At 49.1% G+C, this 24031-nt stretch carries 33 protein-coding genes and 2 tRNA genes; 31 read left to right on the top strand and 4 right to left on the bottom strand.

Annotated elements, in window-relative coordinates:
* The first annotated feature begins 112 nt into the window (after positions 1-112).
* From ACKQTC_RS08595 to ACKQTC_RS08580, 4 genes are all read left to right on the top strand, one after another.
* Entirely contained in the window at positions 113-1126 is a 1014-nt protein-coding gene (locus ACKQTC_RS08595; RefSeq protein WP_408978037.1) for an acyltransferase, read from the top strand.
* 87 nt (positions 1127-1213) lie between these two features.
* The gene (locus tag ACKQTC_RS08590; protein WP_408978036.1) at positions 1214-1525 is read left to right on the top strand and encodes an MTH1187 family thiamine-binding protein; all 312 of its coding nucleotides are present in this window, start codon (positions 1214-1216) and stop codon (positions 1523-1525) included.
* 174 nt (positions 1526-1699) lie between these two features.
* Positions 1700-1771: transfer RNA gene (locus tag ACKQTC_RS08585), tRNA-Asn, on the top strand.
* A gap of 30 nt (positions 1772-1801) precedes the next feature.
* Positions 1802-1874, top strand: a tRNA-Trp gene (locus tag ACKQTC_RS08580).
* Positions 1875-1954: 80 nt separating this feature from the next.
* Here the strand turns inward: ACKQTC_RS08580 and ACKQTC_RS08575 are convergent.
* The 4 genes from ACKQTC_RS08575 to ACKQTC_RS08560 form a co-directional block, all read right to left on the bottom strand.
* Positions 1955-3103, bottom strand: a complete 1149-nt coding sequence (locus ACKQTC_RS08575) for a tyrosine-type recombinase/integrase (protein WP_408978035.1) — start codon at positions 3101-3103, stop codon at positions 1955-1957.
* Between the two features lie 164 nt (positions 3104-3267).
* Complete coding sequence (locus tag ACKQTC_RS08570; RefSeq protein WP_408978034.1) at positions 3268-4149, bottom strand: copper amine oxidase N-terminal domain-containing protein; 882 nt, start codon at positions 4147-4149, stop codon at positions 3268-3270.
* Positions 4150-4214: 65 nt separating this feature from the next.
* A complete protein-coding gene (locus ACKQTC_RS08565; protein ID WP_408978033.1) occupies positions 4215-5147 on the bottom strand; it encodes a hypothetical protein in 933 nt (310 codons plus the stop codon).
* Between the two features lie 31 nt (positions 5148-5178).
* Positions 5179-6021 (bottom strand): helix-turn-helix domain-containing protein, encoded by an 843-nt coding sequence (locus ACKQTC_RS08560; RefSeq protein ID WP_408978032.1) that lies wholly within the window; start codon positions 6019-6021, stop codon positions 5179-5181.
* A 173-nt stretch (positions 6022-6194) separates the two neighbouring features.
* Here ACKQTC_RS08560 and ACKQTC_RS08555 point away from each other — a divergent pair, with 173 nt between their 5' ends.
* The 27 genes from ACKQTC_RS08555 to ACKQTC_RS08425 form a co-directional block, all read left to right on the top strand.
* A complete protein-coding gene (locus ACKQTC_RS08555) occupies positions 6195-6395 on the top strand; it encodes a hypothetical protein (protein ID WP_408978031.1) in 201 nt (66 codons plus the stop codon).
* A 44-nt stretch (positions 6396-6439) separates the two neighbouring features.
* The gene (locus tag ACKQTC_RS08550) at positions 6440-6631 is read left to right on the top strand and encodes a hypothetical protein (protein ID WP_408978030.1); all 192 of its coding nucleotides are present in this window, start codon (positions 6440-6442) and stop codon (positions 6629-6631) included.
* A gap of 3 nt (positions 6632-6634) precedes the next feature.
* A complete protein-coding gene (locus ACKQTC_RS08545) occupies positions 6635-7381 on the top strand; it encodes a phage antirepressor KilAC domain-containing protein (RefSeq protein ID WP_408978029.1) in 747 nt (248 codons plus the stop codon).
* Complete coding sequence (locus ACKQTC_RS08540) at positions 7382-7588, top strand: hypothetical protein (protein WP_408978028.1); 207 nt, start codon at positions 7382-7384, stop codon at positions 7586-7588.
* The gene (locus ACKQTC_RS08535; RefSeq protein WP_408978027.1) at positions 7572-7730 is read left to right on the top strand and encodes a hypothetical protein; all 159 of its coding nucleotides are present in this window, start codon (positions 7572-7574) and stop codon (positions 7728-7730) included. The genes ACKQTC_RS08540 and ACKQTC_RS08535 overlap by 17 nt, the downstream gene beginning before the upstream one ends.
* Before the next feature lie 19 nt (positions 7731-7749).
* Positions 7750-8049, top strand: a complete 300-nt coding sequence (locus tag ACKQTC_RS08530) for a hypothetical protein (protein WP_408978026.1) — start codon at positions 7750-7752, stop codon at positions 8047-8049.
* A 16-nt stretch (positions 8050-8065) separates the two neighbouring features.
* Positions 8066-8278 (top strand): hypothetical protein, encoded by a 213-nt coding sequence (locus ACKQTC_RS08525; RefSeq protein ID WP_408978025.1) that lies wholly within the window; start codon positions 8066-8068, stop codon positions 8276-8278.
* Positions 8259-8444, top strand: a complete 186-nt coding sequence (locus ACKQTC_RS08520; protein ID WP_408978024.1) for a hypothetical protein — start codon at positions 8259-8261, stop codon at positions 8442-8444. Before ACKQTC_RS08525 ends, ACKQTC_RS08520 begins: the two co-directional genes overlap by 20 nt.
* 10 nt (positions 8445-8454) lie before the next feature.
* Positions 8455-8742: a hypothetical protein gene (locus ACKQTC_RS08515; RefSeq protein ID WP_408978023.1), complete on the top strand. Its 288-nt coding sequence runs from the start codon at positions 8455-8457 to the stop codon at positions 8740-8742.
* Between the two features lie 5 nt (positions 8743-8747).
* A complete protein-coding gene (locus ACKQTC_RS08510) occupies positions 8748-9029 on the top strand; it encodes a hypothetical protein (protein ID WP_408978022.1) in 282 nt (93 codons plus the stop codon).
* Between the two features lie 72 nt (positions 9030-9101).
* Positions 9102-10445, top strand: a complete 1344-nt coding sequence (locus ACKQTC_RS08505) for an AAA family ATPase (RefSeq protein WP_408978021.1) — start codon at positions 9102-9104, stop codon at positions 10443-10445.
* Positions 10445-11614, top strand: coding sequence for an ATP-binding protein (locus tag ACKQTC_RS08500; RefSeq protein ID WP_408978020.1), 1170 nt, complete (start codon positions 10445-10447; stop codon positions 11612-11614). Before ACKQTC_RS08505 ends, ACKQTC_RS08500 begins: the two co-directional genes overlap by 1 nt.
* Entirely contained in the window at positions 11614-12201 is a 588-nt protein-coding gene (locus ACKQTC_RS08495) for a DUF669 domain-containing protein (RefSeq protein ID WP_408978019.1), read from the top strand. Before ACKQTC_RS08500 ends, ACKQTC_RS08495 begins: the two co-directional genes overlap by 1 nt.
* Positions 12202-12237: 36 nt before the next feature.
* Positions 12238-13848 carry a DEAD/DEAH box helicase gene (locus ACKQTC_RS08490; RefSeq protein WP_408978018.1) on the top strand — a complete coding sequence of 537 codons (1611 nt, stop codon included), beginning with the start codon at positions 12238-12240 and terminating at the stop codon, positions 13846-13848.
* 10 nt (positions 13849-13858) lie between these two features.
* Positions 13859-15922: an AAA family ATPase gene (locus ACKQTC_RS08485; protein ID WP_408978017.1), complete on the top strand. Its 2064-nt coding sequence runs from the start codon at positions 13859-13861 to the stop codon at positions 15920-15922.
* A gap of 339 nt (positions 15923-16261) precedes the next feature.
* The gene (locus tag ACKQTC_RS08480; RefSeq protein ID WP_408978016.1) at positions 16262-16720 is read left to right on the top strand and encodes a RusA family crossover junction endodeoxyribonuclease; all 459 of its coding nucleotides are present in this window, start codon (positions 16262-16264) and stop codon (positions 16718-16720) included.
* On the top strand, positions 16717-17058 hold the full coding sequence (locus ACKQTC_RS08475; protein WP_408978015.1) for a hypothetical protein: 342 nt from the start codon (positions 16717-16719) through the stop codon (positions 17056-17058). Before ACKQTC_RS08480 ends, ACKQTC_RS08475 begins: the two co-directional genes overlap by 4 nt.
* On the top strand, positions 17055-17252 hold the full coding sequence (locus ACKQTC_RS08470; protein ID WP_408978014.1) for a hypothetical protein: 198 nt from the start codon (positions 17055-17057) through the stop codon (positions 17250-17252). The genes ACKQTC_RS08475 and ACKQTC_RS08470 overlap by 4 nt, the downstream gene beginning before the upstream one ends.
* A 7-nt stretch (positions 17253-17259) precedes the next feature.
* On the top strand, positions 17260-17673 hold the full coding sequence (locus tag ACKQTC_RS08465; protein WP_408978013.1) for a hypothetical protein: 414 nt from the start codon (positions 17260-17262) through the stop codon (positions 17671-17673).
* 135 nt (positions 17674-17808) lie between these two features.
* Positions 17809-17997 (top strand): type II toxin-antitoxin system HicA family toxin, encoded by a 189-nt coding sequence (locus ACKQTC_RS08460; RefSeq protein ID WP_408978012.1) that lies wholly within the window; start codon positions 17809-17811, stop codon positions 17995-17997.
* Positions 17998-18037: 40 nt separating this feature from the next.
* Positions 18038-18454 (top strand): type II toxin-antitoxin system HicB family antitoxin, encoded by a 417-nt coding sequence (locus tag ACKQTC_RS08455; protein ID WP_408978011.1) that lies wholly within the window; start codon positions 18038-18040, stop codon positions 18452-18454.
* A gap of 68 nt (positions 18455-18522) precedes the next feature.
* Positions 18523-18933, top strand: a complete 411-nt coding sequence (locus tag ACKQTC_RS08450; RefSeq protein WP_408978010.1) for a terminase small subunit — start codon at positions 18523-18525, stop codon at positions 18931-18933.
* Entirely contained in the window at positions 18917-20401 is a 1485-nt protein-coding gene (locus ACKQTC_RS08445; RefSeq protein ID WP_408978009.1) for a PBSX family phage terminase large subunit, read from the top strand. Before ACKQTC_RS08450 ends, ACKQTC_RS08445 begins: the two co-directional genes overlap by 17 nt.
* Positions 20382-21011, top strand: a complete 630-nt coding sequence (locus tag ACKQTC_RS08440) for an HNH endonuclease signature motif containing protein (RefSeq protein WP_408978008.1) — start codon at positions 20382-20384, stop codon at positions 21009-21011. Before ACKQTC_RS08445 ends, ACKQTC_RS08440 begins: the two co-directional genes overlap by 20 nt.
* Positions 20896-21156 (top strand): hypothetical protein, encoded by a 261-nt coding sequence (locus ACKQTC_RS08435; RefSeq protein WP_408978007.1) that lies wholly within the window; start codon positions 20896-20898, stop codon positions 21154-21156. Before ACKQTC_RS08440 ends, ACKQTC_RS08435 begins: the two co-directional genes overlap by 116 nt.
* Complete coding sequence (locus ACKQTC_RS08430) at positions 21153-22649, top strand: phage portal protein (protein ID WP_408978006.1); 1497 nt, start codon at positions 21153-21155, stop codon at positions 22647-22649. The genes ACKQTC_RS08435 and ACKQTC_RS08430 overlap by 4 nt, the downstream gene beginning before the upstream one ends.
* The coding region (locus ACKQTC_RS08425) for a minor capsid protein (RefSeq protein ID WP_408978005.1) at positions 22585-24031 on the top strand (1447 nt) is incomplete at its 3' end. The genes ACKQTC_RS08430 and ACKQTC_RS08425, both read left to right, overlap by 65 nt.

The following is a 24031-nucleotide window of genomic DNA, read 5'->3' as shown; positions in this document are numbered from 1 at the left end:
CAACGAATTCTTACCATATTGCCTTGGCGGTTTTTAGGGGTTGATTAGCTAGGTTACTATACTTTGCTGATAAAGGTACAGTGTTTTCTATCCCTTATGAGTAGGTGGATTTATGTCACGACAAGTTAATTTTGAGCTTTTCCGCTTTCTCTTAATGGCCTTAGTTGTCCTTTTACATACGACCGCCTCTTATTGGCCTGCAGAAGGTTTCGACCAGACATTTTTTCTTCCTCTGGCGATTATAAATAGTTTTACCCGGCCAACAGTCAATTTATTTTATATGTTATCCGGTTACTTTGTTTTAGCAGGTGACTTGGACCTTAGCAAGGTGTTGAAAAAAGCCGGACATTTTTATTTTCTTTTTTTACTCTGGTCCTTTATATATGCCTTACAGGGTGGCTATTTAATGGGAGCGGATTTACTACAAGGCATGGTAGAGGGAAACTATCACTTGTGGTTTTTACTCGGCCTCACATGGGCCTACCTTTGGTCACCTCTTTTTTCTGGTGTAAAAAAACTAGGAAGGAAGGCCTTTACCTATGTTTTGTGTTTTTTATGTCTGTTTGGCCCGATAAAGTATACTCTCTTGGGGGGACTTGATCTTTTAGGTGACCCGCATCTTTCATCATCCCTCTCCTCTTTAATTTTATACTCTTATAACAACCCGGCCCTTCTATTTGCTCTTGGCGGTTTTTTTAGAATATGGCCAAGGCAGGTTGGTGGTCTTCTTCGCTTTGGTCTACTTATTGTCTATATTTTTCTTTCTCTGGCAAATGGTTGGCTGGTTGCCCTCTATTCTGCCAGCCAGGGGGAGTATGAAGACTTTTTCTTTAGTAACTTTAACGTCGTTGTGTTTATCCAAGCGATTTGTTTATTTTTATTTTTCCGAGATATAGACCTTACCGGACTCAAGGAGACCTGGCAAAGGCTTTTCATTCAATTGAGCAAGACTTGTTTCGGCATCTATTTGCTCCATCCGCTCATCCTATCTGAGCTGGCCCCCAAGTTAACGGATTTACCATTATTCCAGGGCCTTACCTTTTTGTGGGGTGGTGCTTTTCTCCTGTCCCTATCCATAAGTCTTCTGGTCTTAAGACTACCTCTCTTGGGTAAGATAATCCGTTAACCAGGAAAAATGTTGGCCGGCTTGACAGGGTTTGGGCCTAGGGGCTACACTTTTTATAGTGATATTGCAGAGGGAAAGGAGATCCTTATGACGATTGCAGAATTGACGCTCATTCCTATTGGCGGAGAAAGTTCCAGTTGTAGCCAGTATGTGGCCGGGGCCCTGGATGTTTTGGTGGACTTCCCGGATTTAAGTTACCGGCTCAACCCCATGGGGACGGTCCTGGAGGGATCAATGGATGATATCCTGGCGGCCATTAAGGCCATGCGGGAGACGGTCTTTGACAAGGGGGTCCCCCGGGTCTATATGGTCATCAAAATTGACGAGCGCCGGGACAAGGACAACACGATGGATGAAAAACTGGCCTCTGTGGCGGCCAAGCGGAAAAACGACCACTAGTCGGCTGACCTGTTACAGGCTTGTGGGCTGGAAGGTGTCCGGACGGCTTGGGCCCTTTATGACCTGGTCATTTGCTGATAAATGGGCGGTCAATAAACTTTGACAAAAAACGCCTTTAGTATTGACCTTAAGTCATAAAAGTGGTACTATATATAAGCGTCATGTGACGCCTATTCCTCGATAGCTCAATGGTAGAGCATTCGGCTGTTAACCGAAGGGTTGCTGGTTCGAGCCCAGCTCGGGGAGTTTTTTTATCAGAGCTTGCTTTGATAAAATGGGGGTATAGTTCAGCTGGTAGAATAACGGTCTCCAAAACCGCAGGTCCAGGGTTCAAATCCTTGTGCCCCCGTAAAGCATAAAAACCGTTGCGATGGTTAAGCCATTCGCAGCGGTTTTTTTATTTTGTGGGGTAGTTTTTGGGGTAGTTTTCTATTTTAGGTGTTCGGTAAAGCGATTTATAGCTGTTTTTTTGGCGGCATCTGTAACGTGGGCGTAGGTGTCCATGGTGATGGAGTAGGTCGAGTGCCCCAGGCGCTCCTGGACTTCTTTCACGCTAGCGCCGGACTCCAGCATGAGAGTAGCGTGCGTGTGCCTTAATCCATGTACTTTAATAGGGCGGATGTCGGCTGACTTGCATATGCGACGGAGCCAGTACCTGGGTCTGTTTTGGTGGATGGGGTCCGCAGTGGCCCCGTGGAAAAGGTATGGGCTATCGGGCAGGGGGTCTGCTGAGATGGTGGCATCCAGGAGGCTAGCAGTCACATCGTCTATAGGTATGGTGCGGATAGAGCTCCTGGTTTTTGGTGTTTGTATGATGGTTTTGTAATTGACATCATAAGACACGGTCCTGGTGATGCTTATGGTTTTTTCTTTGGGGTCGTAGCTGTCTTTATGCAGGGCTAGGGCCTCCCCTTTGCGCATCCCGGTGTAGGCCAGGAGGCGGAAAAAGGCATAGGCTTGAGAGGTTACCCACCCGGTAGGGTTGAGCTGCCAGGGGTCTGCGTGTGCGGCGTAGACTTCCGCCTCTGCTAAAAAGGCTTTGAGTTCATCAGCGGTCCAGTAGTCGGATTTTTCCACCTGCCGGTTGATGACTTGCTTGCTAGGGATAGATACGAGCTCCCAGGGGTTGGTGTCCACGTAGTCACGCTGCATGGCGTATTTGTATATGCGTTTTGCAAGCCTTGCGATCTCTCCGTATTTACTGTGTTTTTCCTGCCACTGGCCCAGTGTGGCACTACACTCGTGATGGGTGAGCTTATCGAGCGGTAGGTCGCCAAAGGCTGGTAAGATGTAGCGGTCAAGGTAGCCCAGGGTCTTACGCAAGGTGGATTCTTTGACGGTCTTTTTATATTCGATGAGCCACTCGGCGGTGACATCGCTAAAGGTCGGGATACGGGATATTTTACGCTGTGTCTGCCGGCTTAGCTTCAGTGTCTCACGTGCAGCCCAGTCTTTGGCGTCTTTCTTCAGCTTAAAGCCCCGCTTTTTCTTGCGGATAGGTCCGTCAGGCCCGGTGACGTATATGGCTGCGCTGTAGCGTGGTCCTGCTTTTGTTTGGTAGGTTTCGTATGTAGGCATAAAAAATCAGACCTCCTTTGTGTTTAGGGGGCCTTATATGGTATAATGACCTTGGTTTTTGTTGGTCTTTTTAAGGCCCCTTTGCCCTCACTGCGTTGGCGCGCGGTGGGGGCTGTTTTTTATTGTTGGTTTGTGGCTGATAGATTCAATAAATTATTGAGTGGCTATAGGCCAAATACTGGGGTATAGTAACCCATGCCCATCATGTAGGGGTCGTTCATATCCGTATGCACAGTATTTGATGGCAGATTAAAACGCTCAAAATCCCCTACTACAGAAGCTGTTTGGGTACTGGCATCCCAATCTACTTTTGCCCCCAAGAGTTGACTGCATAAGCGGAAGGGGACATAGGTACGATTATCTTTTATAAAAGGGTAGTTCTTATCAGAAAAATAACCACCATCATTGCCTACTCGAATCCCATATACGCCTCTGCCAGGTCTGAAATCAAGAAGGGAGTTCCCCTTCAAAACAACGACATGGTTGAACTCTGTGTAGAACTTTACTTTCGGAAATCCTACCTCAGCGCCAGCTTTTTCGAAAAAAGCACGCAGGGGAACATAAAGATAGCCATTAACATTTAACACATCGGTATCAAATTGGATCGTTTCTCCATTAAGTTTAAAGTGAGCGTTGGATTTTATTATTTGTTTGGTGGAACTCTGACCGGGTAATAAAATATTTACCGCAGTTACTAAGTCATGAGGAATGGTATCCCCTTCAGCTCTCCAGCCTAAGCTATCGGTAAACCAAATAAAGGGCATATAAATATCTGTATGCGCATCATTATAATAGCCGCCTATTTCCAGGGCATCTACAGATTTACCGCCAATGGTTACCCAAGAACCGTCTGCATAAGCAGGTACGCCTAATGCTCGAGCAGTTGCTAATGCTGGAATATGCAAAACTGGGGCTCCATAGTAATCGTTAAATTCCCCCATTCCTCTATCTACGTATTGGCCATTAGCGAACACATCTTGCCCCATTGCATAGGCAGGTAGGGGTAGCAAGAGAATGCATAAGGCTATTAATAAAAGTTTTCTCATTGCTTATCTCTCTCCTTTTTATAGCGTCATATCGCCTGTGTTATCAGCATCCAATATATAAGCTACTACAAAGTGCGCTCCTCAGCAGGGACAGCGAAAGCGTCACATAAACTGTGGTAATTACTCTGAGAGTCGACTAGCTGAGCTGTTGACTGGAGGCCTACATCTTGCGCTTTATTGACAAGGGACGGAGGTATATTTCCTTTATCCAAGGCAGACATGATGTCTTCTAAAAATCCCTTGTTGATTGACGCGGCGGTTCCGAGGCCCAAAAAAAGATTTCTTAACTGGTCTCGTTGCTCTTTTGTGAAATACTCCGGGGCGTCTATTTCGGAGGAGAGTATAACGTCATAATTATTTGCGCAATTCGCTAGATTTTGATATGCACCATAAATATCAAGATTTCCGTTTCCCATTGCAGTAAATGTGTTTGTTTGATCGGCAACAATAGAATCGTAGTTATTGTAAGCCTCTTTTATCTTCGGTAAGGTTTCCTGCTTAAAAGCAAGGTTCATCTCGTCAGCGGTCATTTGTGTGCTAGGCGAAGGAGTGTTTGTATCGCCCCCACCACCCAACACGGCTCCGATAATGCATAGAGAAACGAAGATAACCGCAATTGAAATCAAAGCCGTGCGGATCGGATGTTTCTTCTTAGGAGTTGAAAGCGTACTAAGTTCTTCGTTAGCGGTATTTTTGAGCTGTGAACTGCAAAAAAACTGATATTCTTTGCCGTTAAATTCAGCAATAAACTCCTCTCCGCTAGTAAGCCTAATAGCAATATCTTTAGTGTCTTTTTTACTCAGATTCGTTGGTATACCGCCACAAATGCTCTTATCTTCATCGGGCCTTTTCCCTGTTTCGTTGTCATACCATTCTGAAATGTTGGCCGGAGACAAAATTGGATTTTTGCTTTGGCTCAGATAGGCTGCGACTTTAAAATAATTGCCGTTCTTGACAATTTGTTTGCCTTTAAAATCGCCATACTTAACTTTAGCCATAAAAAACTCACTCCCTTTTTACTATCTTTAGTTACATAAACCGTTTTCTGAGTTCTACCATGACGCCGATGATCTGTATTTCAATGTCACCCCCTAGCTCATATGACTTTATTTCCTTATCCGGGTTGATGGGCTGAAGGGTGATGATGTTGCCGTTTTTATAGACTTTCTTCAGCGTGGCATCGTAGCCGTTGATGAAGACTGCGCATATTTGTCCGTTTTCAAAGGTTGGCTGCTTTCTGATGACGGCTAAATCACCCTCCTGGATGAGAGGGGCCATACTGTCGCCGGCAGCCGTGAGACAGAAGTATTCCTGACCGCCGTTGAGCCAGGAAGCAGGAATGGTGGCATAATCTATGACGTCATTAACCGCCTCGATGGGGTCCCCGCAAGCTATGGCGCCAAAGACCGGAATGGTGGTGTACTCGGTCGGTGGTGTTAGCTTGAAGTCGGGAGTAGAAATAGCAGAACGTAGATTTCTAGATAGGATGGATGCTTGATTTAAATAAAGGTAGTCTATTCTTTCTAGCACATCTTTAGGGGCGCCTTTCGATTTGAGCTCTTCTATAAGCTCAGATAGAGGTTTATTTTCACTTAACGCTTGGGCAACGATGGCAACTTCGTACCGCTTTGCATTTATCCCCATCATGTTATCAACCTCTTTGTCCCAGGCCATGATGTAGTCTGGTGGGACGTTTAGCGCTTTAGCAAACTCAATCATTTTCTCAATATCTAGCGTTTTGATGTCCCCATCTTCATAGCGTTTTATCGTGCTCTCATGCAGAGAAAGTTTTTTCCCTAATTCTTTTCTTGTTAATCCTAATTCTTTTCTAGCAGTAAAGATTCTTCGGCCAACAACTTTATTGTAATCCATAATTTCACCCTCTTTCACTATTAAGACCATACTATAATAAAAAGGCATACCATGCAAGAAAAAACTAATCGAAATAAATAAAAATTGCATGGAAGTATTGACAAGCGAAGATCGACTTGGGATCCTTAATCTAGAAACTTGCATATTGCGCAAGATTTGAAAGGAGGGCTAAGATGGATGAAAACAAATTAAAAGGCGTCTTAAGACAAAAAAATAAGACATATGAGGATTGCGCAAGAGCACTTGATATGTCAACCACGGCGTTTTTTAATAAGATGAATGGTGTTTCTAGGTTTTATGTAGAAGAAGCAAATGCGTTGGCAAACTTCCTTAATCTAAATTATAGGGAGCGAAAAGATATTTTTTTAAAATAAAACTTGCGTGATATGCAAGTTTTGAAAAGGAGGAGGTGAATGATATGAAATCTGAATTTGAAAAGCAAGTCAGAATTCGATTGCTCGAGACAGACGGGACGCTCCCGGGGCTTGCTAAAGCTCTAGGCATAAGCCTTGGATACATCTACGAGCTTTTTGCGAACCCGGGCAGAAGAAGCCCGTACTTTGAAAAGATAGCAAACTATCTCGAGTTTGAACTGCCGAAAGGAGAATGACACATGAACGATTTATTACCAATTATCAACCAAGACGATGGCCGCATTGCCGTCAGCGGGAGAACGCTACATGAATTTTTAGAGGTGAAGACGGCTTATAAAGATTGGTTTCCCAGGATGACAGAATACGGTTTTACCGAGGGTCAGGACTTCTGCTCATTTTTGAGCGAAAGTACAGGAGGCCGCCCAGCGACTGACCACGTGCTCACCCTAGACATGGCCAAGGAGCTCTCCATGATCCAGCGGACGGAGAGGGGTAAGCAGGCCCGGCAGTACTTCATCGCTGTGGAAAAGGAATACAACAGCCCAGAAAAGATTATGGCCCGGGCGCTGCAGTTTGCTAAAGAGGAGCTGGCTACATTAAGAATTCACAGCGACCAGCAGGCTCAAATCATCGGCGAGTTGCAGCCTAAGGCGGACTACACGGACCGGATTTTAAAGTCTAAGAGCCTGGTGACCATCGGGCAGATTGCCAAGGACTACGGTAAGAGTGCTAGGGCCATGAACGCCTTGCTCCATGAGCTTAAAGTCCAGTATAAGCAGTCGGGACAGTGGTTCTTATACGCTTGCTACCACGACAAGGGTTACACCCACTCTGAAACAATTGAGATCCCACATAAGAGCGACCCGGCAAAGACCTTTGTCAGGATGAATACGAAGTGGACGCAAAAGGGCCGGCTGTTTTTATACAAGCTTTTGAAAGATGCCGGCTACCTGCCCCTGATTGAACAAGTCGATGAGGCGATGTAGATGGAACTAAAAAACTACACAACTGAGGCTCTGCTTAAAGAATTAGTAGAGCGAGGCGCCAAGCTTTACCCGTGCGGTTCTTACAAGGGCTGGGAAGTGCAAATAAAAAAGAAGTATGACAAGGGTAGAGAGCCTTTCAAGGTGATTATAGCAGAAACACAAACAAGCGGCGGGGGTGAAACTGATGACCATGTTGGAAGCTTTTAAGTTAATGGGCGCCGAAGATTTTGAGCATTATGGGAGAGCGTTTTTTGCTTGTAGAGATAAAAAAGAGGCTTTGAGAGACTTAAAAAGCGACCTTCCCAAGAAAGTGGAAAAGTCGCTACGGGCTGTTTTGGAGAAATCTTAAAAAGAAAGGAGCGAAAGTCATGAGCACTGAGTCAACTTTAATCACGTCACTTGTCAAGTTGCTTACGCCTGTACTGCTGGAAGAGCTGGAGCCGCAAATTGACGCCTACCTGGAGAGTAAGTCGGAAGAGCTGAGGCGTCAGGCGATGCCGGAAATTATCCGCCGGAAGGATTTCCCGGAGTATACCGGGTACAGTTGTAACACCTTTGACCGGTGGGCCGCTGAAGGGATGCCGGTTATTAAGAGCCGGGGGAAAACCGGTGCGGTAGGCGTCCGACGAGAGGCTTTGATGGACTGGGTTAAGGGGATGGAAATTTGAAAGGAGGTGAAGCACCGTGCGAGAAGATTTAATGCATTATACAAAACAGTTCCAAGATACTATGGAAGACCTAGATATGGATATAAAAAAAGGCTTAGTTAACGCAAAGGCAATCATCCTAATGGGCATCCTGATGGACCAGATTGCTAATGCCATTCGCAAAATAATGATGGATGCACTAGCAGACCAGGAAAGGGAGAGAAGAGCTAATGAAGACATTACCGATTAGAGTACTGGGCCGGCTACTTATGATTACTGCCTACATCATGTTTTTGGCGGCGCTCATCAGGGTCGACCTGGGGCTTATCAGCCACGTTCAGGCGGGCATCCGGGTGACTGTCTGGCTGACGCTGACGGTCATCAGTGCATTTGTATCTGATGCGGTGGAAATTTAAGGAGGAAATAATGAGTAAAGAAATGGCCCAAGGAATTGTTGACGAGATTACAGAGCGGCTTATGCAGCCGGAGGCTTATAGGGGGATGGGTGAAGAGTTTGCCCTTATAACTACCGCAGTGGATGAGGAAGGCAATGAGGGTGTAAACACGAATGTGCGCTGTGGCCCTTTTTTCCTGATGAATGCAATCAAGTCTTTAACGATATGTTTGTATGAAGATACCCCGGATGCTGTGCTATATTTGCTGGACACACTTATCAAACAGGTGGAAACGCGGGAAGACGAAGAGGAGGTTTAAAAAAAATGAGTAAGGAAATAGCCAAAAAAGTTGCAAACGAAATCGCAGACTGGCTAGGGGAGCCGGGGATTTACGAGGGCATAGAGGAGTGCTTTATCCTGTTAACCGTTGGGACAGATGAGGACGGGGATATGGTTATAAGACACAATGTGAGTTGCGATACCAACTTCGCCATCAACGCCGTAACGTTCTTAATAGGGGTAATAAGTGACAACAATCCGGAAGCGATACCGTTTTTACTAGAGCACGTTACAAAAGATTTTTCCGATGAAAAAAGCGCCCATTGAGCGGCAACTCAAGGGCGCAGAAGAAAAATTATGCAGGTCTAGTATATCACATCTGGGAGGAAAGAAGTAATCATGAGCATAAAAATTAACTCTATCCAGCTTGAAAATGTTAAGCGGGTGAAAGCTGTACAGTTGGAACCCTCTGAAACTGGACTGACAATTATTGGTGGTAACAACCGGCAAGGGAAGACAAGCGTTTTAGATGCTATTGTCTGGGCCCTGGGTGGGAATCGCTACAAGCCAAGCGAACCACACAGGGAGGGGTCGGTAACGGATCCTTATATAAAAATTGCCCTGTCCAATGGCCTGCTGGTTGAGAGAACCGGCAAAAACGGTTCTCTTAAGGTGACTGATCCGGACGGTAATAAGGCCGGCCAACAGCTTTTAGACAGCTTCGTTGCAGAGTTGGCCTTGAATTTGCCTAAATTTATGTCTGCCAGCAATAAAGACAAGGCTGAAACACTGCTAAACATTATAGGTGTTGGCCCGCAGTTGCACGACTTGGATCGCAAGGAACAGGAGCTTTACAACAAGCGGCACAGCATTGGTCAAATTGCTGACCAGAAGAAAAAATGGGCTGCGGAGCAAGTTTACTATGAGGACGCTCCGGAAACCCTCGTCTCGGCGGGAGAACTCATCAAGCAACAGCAAGAAATCCTTTTGCGGAACCAGAAAAACAAGGAACTCCGTGACGAGAAGGTGGCCCTGGAGAACCAAGTTCAGCAGCTACAGCAAGAAACCGCCACCATTGCCCAGCAAATTAACGATTTACAAAAGAGGCATGAGGGCCTACTCGCTGAAACTGAAAGCAAGCTCCTTCAGTTGGAATCCGCAAGTAAAACAGTCGAACAATTACAGGATGAGAGCACCGCTGAACTTGAAGCCTCTATCCGGAATGTTGATGCCATCAACGTTAAGGTACGGGCTAATTTAGATAAGGTCCGCGCTGAAAATGAGGCAGAACAATATGGCAATCAGTACACTGACCTCACTGGAGAGATTGAAGCAGTACGCAAGGACCGGATGGCTCTGCTGGATGGCGCCAACCTGCCACTTGACGGCTTGTCTGTACAGGATGGCGAATTGACTTATAAGGGGGACAAGTGGGATGCCATGAGTGGGGCTGACCAGCTTATTGTGGCTACCGCCATTGTGCGCCAATTAACACCGGACTGTGGCTTTGTCCTGATGGACAAGCTCGAGCAGATGGACCGCCTCACCTTAGAACAATTCGGCAAATGGCTTGAGCAAGAGGGCCTGCAAGTTATTGCAACCCGGGTCTCTACAGGAGAAGAATGCACGATTGTTATTGAAGACGGCTACATTCTTGACCGGCAACAAGCAACCGCTCCTGCAGGCATGCCACCGGGTACAAGGATGCAACCCTCTACAGCTTGGAAGGCAGGTGAATTTTAATGTTTGAAATTACAACCGGCGTCATTAAGCGGGCTCAAAAGGTGGTCATTTACGGACCGGAAGGTATCGGCAAGACGACCCTGGCCAGTCAATTCCCCCACCCCATCTTCATCGATACCGAGGGCGGGTCAGCGCAACTGGATGTGGCCCGGCTCCCCCAACCGAGCAGCTGGCAAATGCTCCTTCAGGAAGTGGACTATATCCGCGAAAACCCCTTATGTGAAACCCTGGTTATCGATACTGCAGACTGGGCGGAAAAGCTTTGTATACAGCAAATCTGCGCCAAGCACCAGGTAGATGGTATTGAGGGCATTGGCTACGGAAAAGGATACACCTACCTGGAGGAAGAGTTTGGGCGGTTCTTAAACCGCTTAAGCGACCTCATTGAGCGTGGCATTAATGTTGTTATTACGGCCCACTCATTTATTCGCAAGTTTGAGCAGCCGGATGAGATGGGTGCTTATGATCGCTGGGAGCTTAAGCTACAGAAGAAGACGGCCCCACTCTTAAAGGAGTGGGCGGATATGCTCCTTTTTTGCAACTATGAAACAATCGTGGTCAATGTGGATAACCAAGGTGCTCGCAAGGGCAAGAATAAAGCCCAGGGTGGCAAGCGGGTTATGTATACCAGCCATACCCCCACCTGGGATGCTAAAAATAGGCATGGATTACCGCCCAAGCTGGATATGGACTATAGCCGGATTGAGCATATCTTTGCGGATACAAGTAGCCTGATGCAGGCGGCCCAAGAACCAGCAAATACCCCCAAAGGGGGAACGACGCCACCGCCTACAACCATACCGCCGCAAGGGCCAGCAGCTGTACCGGAAGCTACAGCTACCCCGCCTACTGACACCGGGCAGGCAGCACACCAGTCGCCGCCCCAGCAGCATGCGCCCGGGATAGAAATTACAGATCCTGAAATTGTTGCTGCTGCAGAAGCGCTATTCCCGCCGGAAATGGACATTAAGCATGAGGGACTACTAGACCTTATGCTTGCCAATAATGTCAGCGAAGATGAAATTCGCAAGGTGGTCAGTGCCAAAGGCTATTATCCAGCAGATACGTCCATCAATATGTATGATGACGGATTTATTGAAGCTGTGCTTATTCAAGCATGGCCGGCAGTATACCAGATGATTGAAGAGACCAGAAAGGCAGGAAAATAATGAGCTACAACAATAACTTAAACACCGGTGCAGACCTGGGCCAGGCATTAGACTGGGAAGGCTATATCGAAAAAGATGATTCTTTTATTTTGCTACCGGAAGGGATTTACACCTTCAAGGTCTTGAGCCTGGAACGGGGTTATTTTAACGGCAGCGAAAAAATGCCCCCCTGCCCCCGGGCTACCGTTCAAATCCAGGTGGTAGATCCTGCAAGCAAAACGCCTGTAGAACTCAATGAAAGCCTTTTGCTCAATACCAAGATGGAGTGGAAGCTATCTCAGTTCTTTTCTTCTATCGGTCAGAAAAAACCGGGTGAACGCATTCAGATGAACTGGTTAATTGTGCCGGGGGCAACCGGTAAGGCTGAAATCCACCAGCGTGAATACACCAATCAGAATGGCGAAAAAAGAACCACAAATGCGGTGAAAAACTTTTTACCGGCTATAGAGCCGACTCAGCAGGGGCCAGTCCAAGGGCAGGCAGCCCCGCCACAAGCTCAGGCCTACCAACAGCCGACCGGTCAAGACCAACAAGCTACAGGACCGGTGCAGCAGCAAATGACCAACTACACCCCGGGCAGTTTTTAAGCGGAGCAAGACTTAAAGGAAAGGAGGATGATTAGCATGGAGTTGCGGCCCTACCAGCAAGAGGCCCATGACGCCATCCTGGATAAGTGGGCAAGCGGTGACCGGCGGGTGCTTCTAGTACTACCGACCGGCACAGGGAAGACCATTGTTTTTTCTAAGGTGGTCGAATCCTGTGTTCGTGCCGGTCGGCGGGTGCTCATATTGGCCCACCGAGGGGAACTACTTAACCAGGCTGCTGACAAGATAAAGGCTTCCACAGGGCTTATGTGCTCTGTGGAAAAGGCTCAAGAAACCAGCCTGGATAGTTTTTACCGGGTTACGGTCGGATCAGTACAAACCCTTATGAGGGAAAGCCGGCTAAAGAAATTTGCACCAAACCACTTTGACACCATCATTATTGACGAGGCCCACCATGCAGTGTCTGACAGCTATCAGAGGATACTTGACTACTTCCCGGAAGCCCAGGTCCTGGGTGTCACAGCGACACCCGACCGGGGTGATATGCGTAACCTGGGCTCAGTATTTGACTCTTTAGCCTATGAATACAGCCTGCCAAAGGCCATTAAGGAGGGCTACCTGGTCCCTATTCAGGCCATGACCATTCCATTGCAGATTGACCTGTCTACAGTGCGCCAACAGGCCGGAGACTTCTCTGCCGGGGACGTGGGGAGCGCCCTGGACCCTTACTTGGAAGGCATTGCAGAGGAAATGGCTAAATATTGCATGGACCGCAAAACGGTGGTATTTCTCCCCCTTATTGCAACCAGTCAAAAATTTTGCAATCTACTGAAAAGCAAAGGCTTTGCTGCTGCTGAAGTGAATGGGGAGAGTGATGACCGGGAGCGGATTTTAACAGCCTTTGACCGGGGTGATTATAACGTCCTCTGCAATTCGATGCTGTTAACAGAGGGCTGGGATTGCCCTAGCGTTGATTGTGTGGTGGTCTTAAGACCAACTAAGGTACGAAGCTTATACAGCCAAATGGTAGGACGGGGGACCCGATTATATCCAGGTAAAGACCATTTGCTCCTCCTGGATTTTTTATGGCACACAGAAAACCACGAGCTGTGCCACCCTGCCCACTTAATAGCTTCTTCTCCGGAAGTGGCTGAAAAGATGACAGAAAATATTGCTGAAGCAGAAGCGCCTGTGGACCTTGAAGCCGCAGAAGAGACAGCTAGCCAGGATGTTGTCGCTGACCGGGAAGCTGCCTTGGCAGAAAAGCTAAAGGAAATGAAAAGGCGCAAGCGCAAGCTAGTAGATCCCATCCAGTTTGAAATGTCTATCCAGGCGGAGGACTTGGCCAACTACGTGCCGTCTTTCGGTTGGGAAGGCAAACCGCCTACGATGAAGCAACTCCAATCCCTGGAGAAGTTCGGGATATTCCCGGACGATGTGGACAGCGCCGGCAAGGCCAGTGTCCTGCTGGACCGGCTACATGCCCGGCGGGAGGCAGGCCTAGCTACACCCAAGCAGATAAGGCTATTGGAAAGTCGAGGCTTTCAGCATGTCGGCACTTGGACGATGGCAGATGCAACTAAGCTTATTGGCCAAATTGCCCAGGCCGGGTGGCGGGTGCCCAGGGACATCAACCCGGCAACCTACCAGCCGCAAGAAGGCTGGGTCAGGCAAGTCGTCAATGGTTAAGGGGTAGGCCATGAGAGAATACAGTACAGACCTATTAGACATACTGCCGCACGTCAATCCATCTTTACTGGATTACCAGGAGTGGGTTAGCGTGGGCATGGCCCTTAACTACGAAGGTTATAGTGCAGATGTATGGGATGAATGGTCTCGTAGAGACCCCTCCCGCTACCACAGTGGAGAGTGTCAAAGAAAATGGAGGACCTTTTACGGTGGAGGAAGCAGTCCGGTAACGGCGGCAACTGTAGTCAAGTTGGCCAAAGATCAGGGCTGGCATCCGACACCGGTAGATGATGGCCCCATTTTAGCCTTAGACTGGGATGCCTATGTCGGGGATAAAGATGACCTGAAAGTAGTAGATACCGCCTGGATTGAGGGTGAGGAGTTACAGGGGCCAAGTGCCTGGCATCCGGCTCAAGAGCTTATCCGGTATCTAGAAGCCCTATTTGATTCTACCGAAACGGTGGGCTATGTGACGGATTCTTGGGAAAAAGACGGTCGCTTTATGCCCACTAAGGGCGTTTGGTCCCGGACTGCCGGTGAATTGATAGAGGCCCTGGCCAGGTGTAATGATGACCTGGGCGCCGTGCTGGGGGATTACAAGCCACAAGTGGGGGCCTGGATTCGCTTTAACCCGCTGGATGGGAAGGGCTGTAAAAATGAAAATGTAACGGACTACCGCTTTGCCTTGGTCGAGTCTGACACGATGGACCTTGAAACACAGAATGCCATTATTAGAAAGCTGGAGCTCCCGGTCGCTTGTTTGGTTTATTCGGGCAAGAAGTCTTTGCACGCAATCGTCAGGATTGAGGCGGAAAATTACACCGAATACCGCAAGCGGGTGAACTATCTATATGACGTGTGCGAAAAAAACGGCCTAAAGATAGACACGCAAAACAGGAACCCCAGCCGGTTAAGTCGGATGCCGGGGGTCATTCGTGGAGACCGGAAGCAGTACTTAATTGACACCAACATCGGCCATAAGTCCTGGAAAGACTGGTACGAGTGGATTGAAAGTGTTAACGACAACTTGCCGGAGCCGGAAAACCTGGCAGACTTTTACCACAACCTGCCTGAATTGGCCCCACCGCTTATTGCCGGGGTCCTCAGACAGGGTCATAAGATGCTGCTGGCCGGGCCATCAAAGGCCGGCAAGTCCTTTGCCCTTATTGAGTTGTGCATCGCCATTGCAGAGGGGATCAAGTGGCTGGAGTGGCAGTGCGCCAAGGGGCGGGTGATGTATGTCAATCTGGAACTAGACAGGGCCTCATGCCTACACCGGTTCCGGGATGTATATGAGGCCATGGGGATAGCGCCAAGCCACTTGGAAGCCATAGATATATGGAACTTACGTGGGAAGTCTGTCCCTATGGACCAGCTGGCCCCTAAGCTAATCAGGCGGGCGCAGAAGAAGGACTATGCAGCGATTATCATTGACCCGATATATAAGATTATCACCGGGGATGAAAACTCCGCTGACCAAATGGCTCACTTTTGCAATCAGTTTGACAAGGTCTGCACAGAGCTGGGCAGTGCCGTCATTTACTGTCACCATCACAGCAAGGGCTACCAGGGGGGCAAGCGGTCAATGGATAGGGCCAGCGGGTCAGGGGTCTTTGCCCGTGACCCGGATGCCCTCCTGGACTTAACTGAGCTGGATGTTGAGGAGGCAACTGTTAAAGCCGTCTTTGGTGATAAGGTCCATGCGACCGCTTGGCGCATCGAGGGGACCCTTAGAGAGTTTGAACGTTTCGCCCCGGTGGACCTCTGGTTCACCTATCCGGTCCACCAAATAGACACGACGGGGGTGCTGAATGAGCTTTCGCCAGAGGGCGGCGGTGGGAGGCCCTCTCACGCCGGCAAGCCCGGGAAGAGTAAAGAGGATAGAAAGAGAGAACGCATAGAGGCCCTGGATACGGCCTATGAGGCCTTGAAATTACAGGATGTTGTCACAATAAAAGACCTGGCCGGCTATATGGGCGTATCAGATAAGACGGTGAAGAGAAGATTAAAAGAAAGCGAAAAGTATTCAATTGAATATGAAAAAGGTGAAGAGGGTTGTGTTAAAAAATTGTAGAATAGAACATATGACCCCTGGACAGACAGGACAAAGTTATTTTTGTCCAGGGTGGACAGTGGACAAAAATAACTTTGTCTAATATTTCCGCTTCTCATTTGAATAAAAAAAGTCTTTTTATTGAACAATTCAACACTCGTTTGAATAGTTGAAATGTGCTGTTATCCGTAATTGTCCAGGGTGGACAAAACGGCTACTACCCAGTAGTAACCGGGGCGGTTTGTCCTCGCGGCCACCGGGGAAAAGAGTCGTGCGTTAGCTTCCGCACGACGACTTTTTCCATCCGGGTGGCAAAGAAATTTTTTGAACAGATAAAAACCAAGTTTAGTAATTTAACGTATGAAAGTAGTGAGGGAAGTGTGTGAAAAAGTATGTAGAGGATGTTTGCAGTTCTTCCTACCGATGCATCCGCCAAGAACGACCCACCAGCAGAAGGAAATCCGCTGCTTAAAAAATAAGCCCATTGTTTATGAATCGCCGAAACTCAAGGCGGCCAGATCTAAGCTGATGGCTCACCTGGGAAAGTATGTGCCGGCAGAAAAATGGAACGGACCTATTCGGCTGCAGGTGAAGTGGTTATTCTCAGGAAAGGGACACGATGATGGGGAGTGGAAGATAACCAGGCCTGATACAGACAACCTGCAGAAGCTGTTGAAGGACTGTATGACGGACCTGGGCTTCTGGGAAGATGATGCTTTGGTTGTCTCTGAGATTGTGGAAAAGTTCTGGTCTAAGCAGCCTGGCATTTTTATCCGGGTGGAACGGCTGGAGTTGGTTGAAGGGGGATTTGCTTTATGAGTTGGACTTGTTTTGTGCATGCTGATAGCCCAAAAATGAGAAAGCTTTTTGAGGCGTTAAAACATGAATATGAAAAGTGTAATTTTTGGCCAATGTATGTTGATGAGCAGGAGTTAATGCATGTTTTACTGGAAGAGCGCAGAGAACTTCAGGAGGCTTATGATGAGTGGAGGGCTACAAAATACGCTTATGAAAGCGACGGCACAGGTACTCCGCTAAAGATAGATAAGGCTACCGATAAACGTAGACGTGAAATGCTTCGTGGCCATACGGCAAAAATTATGCTGGAGGCTATCCAGGTGATTGCTGTATTGGATAAGTGGGAGGAGCGCATATGAAGCCCAAAGGCACCAGGTGGACGCAGGAGGAAGATGTTTATTTGGTCGGCATGCTGGAGCGGGGCGGCCTTACTGTAGATGAGATTGCCGGCGACTTAAAGAGAGAGCCTTCGACGGTGTATTCGAGGGTGGCCACGTTAAAAAAGTTCTGGCGGTATGGCCATTTGCTTGACTTGTGGGATGCAGAAAGTTGAGGCGCCAATGGATGTGAAGATGTATCTTAAGCAGTATCAATTTGCAACAACGGAAGTGGAGGCCTGCTATGAGCAGATCGCCGCTCTGCGTGACGAGGCGACACGGATGAGCGCTGAGCTATCGGATATGCCAAAGGGGGGCAGCGGGCGAGATATTGATGATATTGTGGCGGAGATGGTCGACCTGCGGGCAGAGCTTATTGACCGCATCACACGAGCCAACAAGCTGCGGAAGGAAGTCTGTGATGTCATCTATAGCCTAGAGGACGATAGGCTGATATGGTTGCTACACTTGCGTTACGTTGATGGCTACAAGTGGGAGACCATTGCTCGGCGGATGGGCTACGATTTAAGGTATTTACACAAATTGCATGGAAGGGCACTAAAAGACATTAAAAGACACTATGGACATGTGTTATAGTGTATGTGTGAAAAGTTGGTCAGTTGTCTTACCTCCTTTCCTCCTTTTTAGCGCCCGCAAGGGCGCCTTTTTATTGTTAACCCCTTGATGTTATACGTAATATTATGTATAATGTTTATGAAAGGAGGGCGCCTTATGCCGATGAGCTCTAAGGAGATGATCCGGCTTTTGGAAAAGCATGGCTTCCAAGTAGTCCCAGGTGGGAAGGGAAGTCACCAGAAGTTGCGCCATCCTGACGGGCGGAGCACATTAGTGCCCGTTCACAGCAAGGAGTTGAAGAAGGGGCTTGAAAAAGCCATTCTGAAACAAGCGGGGCTGAAATAGCCCCTCCTTGCTTCCGATTTTAGAGAAAGGGGTTGGGCATATGTTTTTAGTCTATCCGGCTATCTTTTATGCTGCTGAAGAGGGGGGCTATATTGTCGAATTTCCTGACTTGGACGGCATTGTTACCCAAGGAGACAGTGAGGCGCAGGCTTTTGAAATGGCGGAGGATGCCCTAGGCACCTGGCTCTATGAGGCTTATATCGCTGGGGATGGCTATCCTAAGGCTTCAGCGGTAAAGGATGTTAAGCCTGAAGCATTGGAGGGCACTCTGCCTGTGGGTACCTTTGTTACCTTGGTAGGCCTAGATATTGATGCCTATGTGCGAAGCATGGATCATAAAACGGTCCAGCGTACGGTCTCCCTGCCAAGCTACCTCAATGAGATGGCAAAAAGCAGAAACATTAATTGCTCTCAGGTGCTGCAGGAGGCTTTGAAGCAAGAGTTGCAGTGTGTTTAATAAATCTATACTCTTAAGACACCTACTCGGGTGTCTTTTTTGATGCGTAAAAAGGTGGTGGTGCATTCATGAGCAAGTTGACACCCAAGCAAAAGCGGTTTGCTGATGAGTTCATCATCAGCGGAAATAAATATCGAAGCCTGGTTAAGGCCGGATACAGTGAAAACTATGCGAAGTCTGATGGCTGTAGAATCCTAGATAATCCTAGTGTTAAGGCTTATATAGATGATCGCATGGATGATTTTGAAGGAGAGACCATTGCCAGCCAGGAAGAAGTCTTAAGCTATCTTACATCGGTCTTGCGCGGGGAACAGACAGAGCAGGCCATAGTCAACGGGGAGGTTATCGATGTTGCAGTAGGGGCTAAAGACCGCATCAAGGCAGCTGAGTTGCTCGGTAAGCGCTATGGCGCATGGACCGAACGCGTTGACCTTGTCGGTAGCGTGGGGGTGACGATTGTAGATGATATCAATGGTTAAGCTAACCGACCTCATCGCCCCCGCCTTTTATGGCGTCCACCAGGCGGTCAAGGAAGACCTCTACACCCACTACTGGCTCAAGGGCGGCCGGGGCAGTACTAAGTCCTCCTTTGTAGCGGTAGAAATCATCCTGGGCATGATGCAAAATCCGGACGCCAGTGCGGTAGCCATCCGCAAGGTAGGCCTCTACCTCCGGGATAGCGTGTTTGAGCAGCTCTTGTGGGCTATTGAGAAGCTAGGCGTCAGCCACCTATGGCGGGCCAAGGTCAGTCCCATGGAGCTCATATATGAGCCAACCGGCCAGCGGGTCCTTTTCCGCGGCGCCGATAAGCCTAAAAAGCTCAAGTCCACCAAGGTGTCCCATGGTTACATCCGCTACATCTGGTATGAGGAAGTCGATGAATTTCAAGGACAGGAGGAAATAGACGTGATTAACCAGACCCTTTTACGTGGTGGACCAACCTTTACCGTTTTTTACAGTTTTAACCCGCCCAAGTCGGTCCAGAGCTGGACCAACGCCATCACCAGCCGCCCGGATACGCTCATCCACCACTCAACCTATTTGACCGTTCCGGCCGACTGGCTAGGTGACCCCTTCCTGGTGGAGGCAGAGCACCTCATGCAGGCCAAGCCTGACCGCTACCGGCATGAATTTTTAGGTGAGGTGACCGGGACCGGCGGCGAAGTCTTCGCCAACCTATCCCTGGTCGAAATCCCGGATGCATCCATCAAGGGTTTTGACCGCTTGAACCGAGGCATTGACTGGGGCTATGCCACAGACCCCTTTGTCTATACGGTCAACTACTATGACGCTAAACACCGGTCCCTGTACATATTCCATGAGTACTACAAGGTCGGGGCCAAGTTTGACGAGATATACCAGGCCATTGCCTCCGAAAACCAAGACAACCGGCGGATAACCGCCGACAACGAGCCCCGGAGCAATGCAGAGCTCCGGGACCGGGGCCTCCGGGTCAACCGGGCGAAAAAAGGCCCGGACAGCCGGGACCATGGCTTCTTGTGGCTACAAAATTTAGAGCATATTTATATAGACCCCGTCCGCTGCCCCAATACCGCCCGGGAGTTTGCCGAGTACGAGTTTGAAAAAGACGCCAACGGCAACTGGCGGGCGGACTACCCGGACAAGAATGATCACTGCCTAGCTGGAGATACTATAGTGCATACGGATAAAGGCGGCTATAAAATAGCTGATTTGGTAGGGACAGAAGGGCTTGTGTGCTGCGTAAATGAAAATAATAGGCCTCAGTGGGGGCGTTTTTTTGATGTTCGAAAAACAAGGGAATCCGCCCCTATCTTTGAGATTGAACTAGAGGACGGCGGTAAGGTTTGCGCCACAGGTGACCATCCGGTGTTAACTCAGCATGGATGGAAGCTGGTGCGCGACTTAACAGACCAAGATTGCCTTGTGAAAATAAAGGGGCTGCGATATGAAGCAAGTCATGCTTAACGGATATAAGTTTACTAAAGACGCGTCCACAGGTTATTATTTGTCATCCTGCAAGATTGGTGGGGAGCGGAAAAGACTTCACAGGTATGTGTGGGAGCTGGAAAAAGGAAGAATTCCCAAGGGCTACCATATCCATCATATTGACGGTGATAAAAATAATAACCGAATTGACAATTTGCAGTTGTTGAAGGGCGAGGAGCACGCCAGTCTACACGGTGTAGCTAAAACCCAAGAGGAATATCAAGCACAAGTTAAAAGAATGAACCACGCACGTGGATACGCCGGCATATGGCATAGCAGCGACGAAGGCATTGAGTGGCACAAAAAACACTATGAACGAACCAAGGAAAAGCTACATCAAAAAGATGATTTTGTGTGCCTGCAGTGCGGCAAATCATACCGAGCTGAAGCAACAGGGGTGAATAGATTTTGCTCAAGCGCCTGTAAATCAGCTTTTCGCCGCCAGTCGGGCGTAGACGATATTCAGAAGGAGTGTGCTTTTTGTGGGAAACTTTTTAAGGCCAACCGATATCAGCAGCAAGAAACCTGCGGAAGAGCTTGTGCAAATAGACTACGTGCCCGTAAAAAGCGTGACCTTTGTCGGCCGTGATGACGTGTATAATCTCGAGGTTCAAGAACACAATAATTTTGCAGTGAACGGAGGTTATATTGTTCATAACTGCATCGACGCCACTAGGTATAGCCTGGAGCGGCACATCCGCGGGGCTAATTTTAAGCTAAAAGGTAAGAGGTGAGACCCATAGACGTACGTGACTTAACCGGCAAGGCCCTCAAAAGCTACCTGGTCCACAAGCTAAAAGAATGGGAACGGTCCGAGGCTAAAAAAATGGCCTTTGCCGGCGTGGACTACTACAAGGGCCGGCAGAAGATTGACGAGAAGCAGCGCCTGGGCGTCAACGACGAGGGTCGCCTCGTGGCCCTGGCCGGATTGCCTAACACCATCATCAAGGATAACAAGTACGCCCTCCTGGTAGACCAGAAGGTCAACTACATCCTAAGCGAGCAGCCAGCCATCACCTGTGACGATAACGATCAATATGCAACCGCCTTGGCCGATTTTGTCGACCGGCGGTTTTTGCGTACCTGGATAAAAATAGCCAAGGATGCCATGAATTGCGCCATCGGCTGGCTATACCTCTACATCGAGGACGGCCGGCTCCGTTATCGGAAGATAGACGCCCGTTACATCATCCCGATTTGGGAAGATGCCGAGCACGAGAGCCTCCAGGCGCTTATCCGCATCCGGGACGACAAGGACTGGAACGCCGATCGGCAGGGCATGACCTACACCAGGTACGTGGAATTTTACACAGATAATGGCGTCCAGATTTTTAAATACGAAGACGCCGACATGCATTTTATCGACGCCAGGGCCTATATGTATACTGGCGAATTAAAGCCGGCAGACGACGAGGCAGAGGCCCAGGGCTTCACCTGGGGCAAGATACCATTTATTTATTTTAGGTACAATGCCGAAGAGATCAGTCTCCTGTCCCGGGTCAAGACCCTCCAGGACAACATCAATTTAATTTTATCCACCTTTGGGGACCAGATGCAGGAGGACAGCCGGAACACCATCCTGGTCATCCGGGGCTATGACGGCGAGGACCCGAGGGAGGTCCGGGGTGAGATGAACCGGACAGGGGTCCTCCAGCTATCCGAAGACGGCAGCGTTGACCCTTTGAATATCGAAGTCAATGCGGCTAACTTCCAGGTATACCTACAGCTCCTAAAGGAAAAGCTCATCGAAAACGGCCGGGGCCTGGACATGCGCCAGGAGCGGTCCGGCAACGCGCCTAATGAGATGAACATCAAGAGCATGTACGCTGATATCGAGCTGGATGCTGCGGGCATGGAGCTAGAGTGGCAGGCCTCCTTTGAGCATTTGCAGTACTTCTTTAAGCTAGCCACCTACGGCAATAGCCAGCCGGACCTCCTAGCTGACATTTCATTTAAGCGGAACATGATGGTCAATGAAGAGTCGGCCATCCGGATGATTACTGCCTCCAGCGGCCTCCTAAGCCGACGGACTCAGCTGGAGCATCATCCGCTAGTGGATGACGTCGACCAAGAGGAGGAGCGGCTGGACAAGGAGCAGGCCCAAGAGGTCGCCGACTACCTGTCCGCCTTCCCCCTGGCCCCAAAGGCGGTGAACTCGACAGATGACCCAAGCCTACTGGCGCCGACGCGCCGAGCAGCTGGAGCAAGCCCGGAACAAGGAGAATAAGGGCCTAGTCCAGGCCATAGCCAAGACCTACGACCAGGCCCTCCGGCAGATAGACACGGAGATGTACAGCCACCTGTCCAAGATGGCCGACAAAAACCATTTGTCTCCGCAAAAGGCCGCCGAGGCCCTAAACCGGGGCGAGCTAGCCGGTTACCGGATGGACCTGGAAACCTTTGCCCGGCGAGCCAGACAGGCAGGCGCCCTAACCAGCCAGATGGAGCGGGAGCTGGATAACGCCTCCCGCCGAGTCCGGATATCCAGGCTCCAGGCCGCCAAGGATACCCTCCGGCGAGAAATGCAGTTATTTTACAGCAGCTATGACAAAGACCTAGCCGACCACCTAAAAAAGCAATACAGCGACACCTACCAGGCCACCCTAACCGGCCTAAAGGATACCGCCTTTATCACCATGCCCTATATAGACATGACCGTCTCCCGGCTGGACGCCGTCATCCGGAAGCCCTGGGCAGTAGACGGCCTCACCTTCTCCCAACGCCTGTGGAAAGACCAGGCCACCCTGGTCAACACCCTCCACCAGACCCTCAGCCGGCAAGTGGCCCTAAGCCTACCACCGGACGAGACCGTCAAGGCCCTGGTTACCGCTTTCCCGGAAAAGACCATGAGGAGCGCCATAGGCCGCCTGGTCATGACCGAGTCCAACGCCATCGCCACCGCCGGCACCCAAGAAGCCTACAAGGCCACCGGCGTCAAGCAATACGAAATCGTCGCCACCTTGGACAGCAAGACCTCAACCATCTGCCAGGAAATGGACGGTAAGCGCTTCCCCACCAGCAAGATGGAAATAGGCGCCACCGCCCCACCCTTCCACCCCTGGTGCCGGACCACCACAGCCCCCTATGACCCCGACTTTGACGACCTCCTACCCGACGGCCCCAGAGCCGCCAGGGACGCAGACGGCAAGACCTACCTGACTAAGGCCAGGACCTATAAGGAGTGGGTGGCAGAGGGGCAGGAAGAAAAAACATCCGCAGCTATGGACCCTATGAAGGCGAAAAAGGCTACAATATCCTTTATTGAAAATGGGGCAACCGTATCTGTGAGTGCTAAGTTTGTACGAAAGACTAAGGAAAAACACAATATCTGGGTACAAGACAAGCTGCATGATGGCAGTAAATTAGCCCATCAAGTGGACAAAGAGTTGAGGTATATCGAACAAAAATACAACTTAAAAGATTTACCTCCGCTCATGGTCACTGATAATAATTTTTTAAGAGGGAAGATAGGGGGATACCATAAAGCCGATAAGGCTATATACCTGCCTAAAAACCTAATTAGAAATTTTGATCCAGAGTCAGTAAAACACACAACGGCAAAAAGCTTAAATGATGTCATCCTACACGAAATAGGGCATTATTATCACT

The organism is Peptococcus simiae (assembly GCF_046097595.1).
GTDB classification, from domain to species: domain Bacteria; phylum Bacillota; class Peptococcia; order Peptococcales; family Peptococcaceae; genus Peptococcus; species Peptococcus simiae.
Note: the sequence above shows the minus strand (reverse complement) of the source record. Positions and strands in the feature narration are given on the sequence as shown.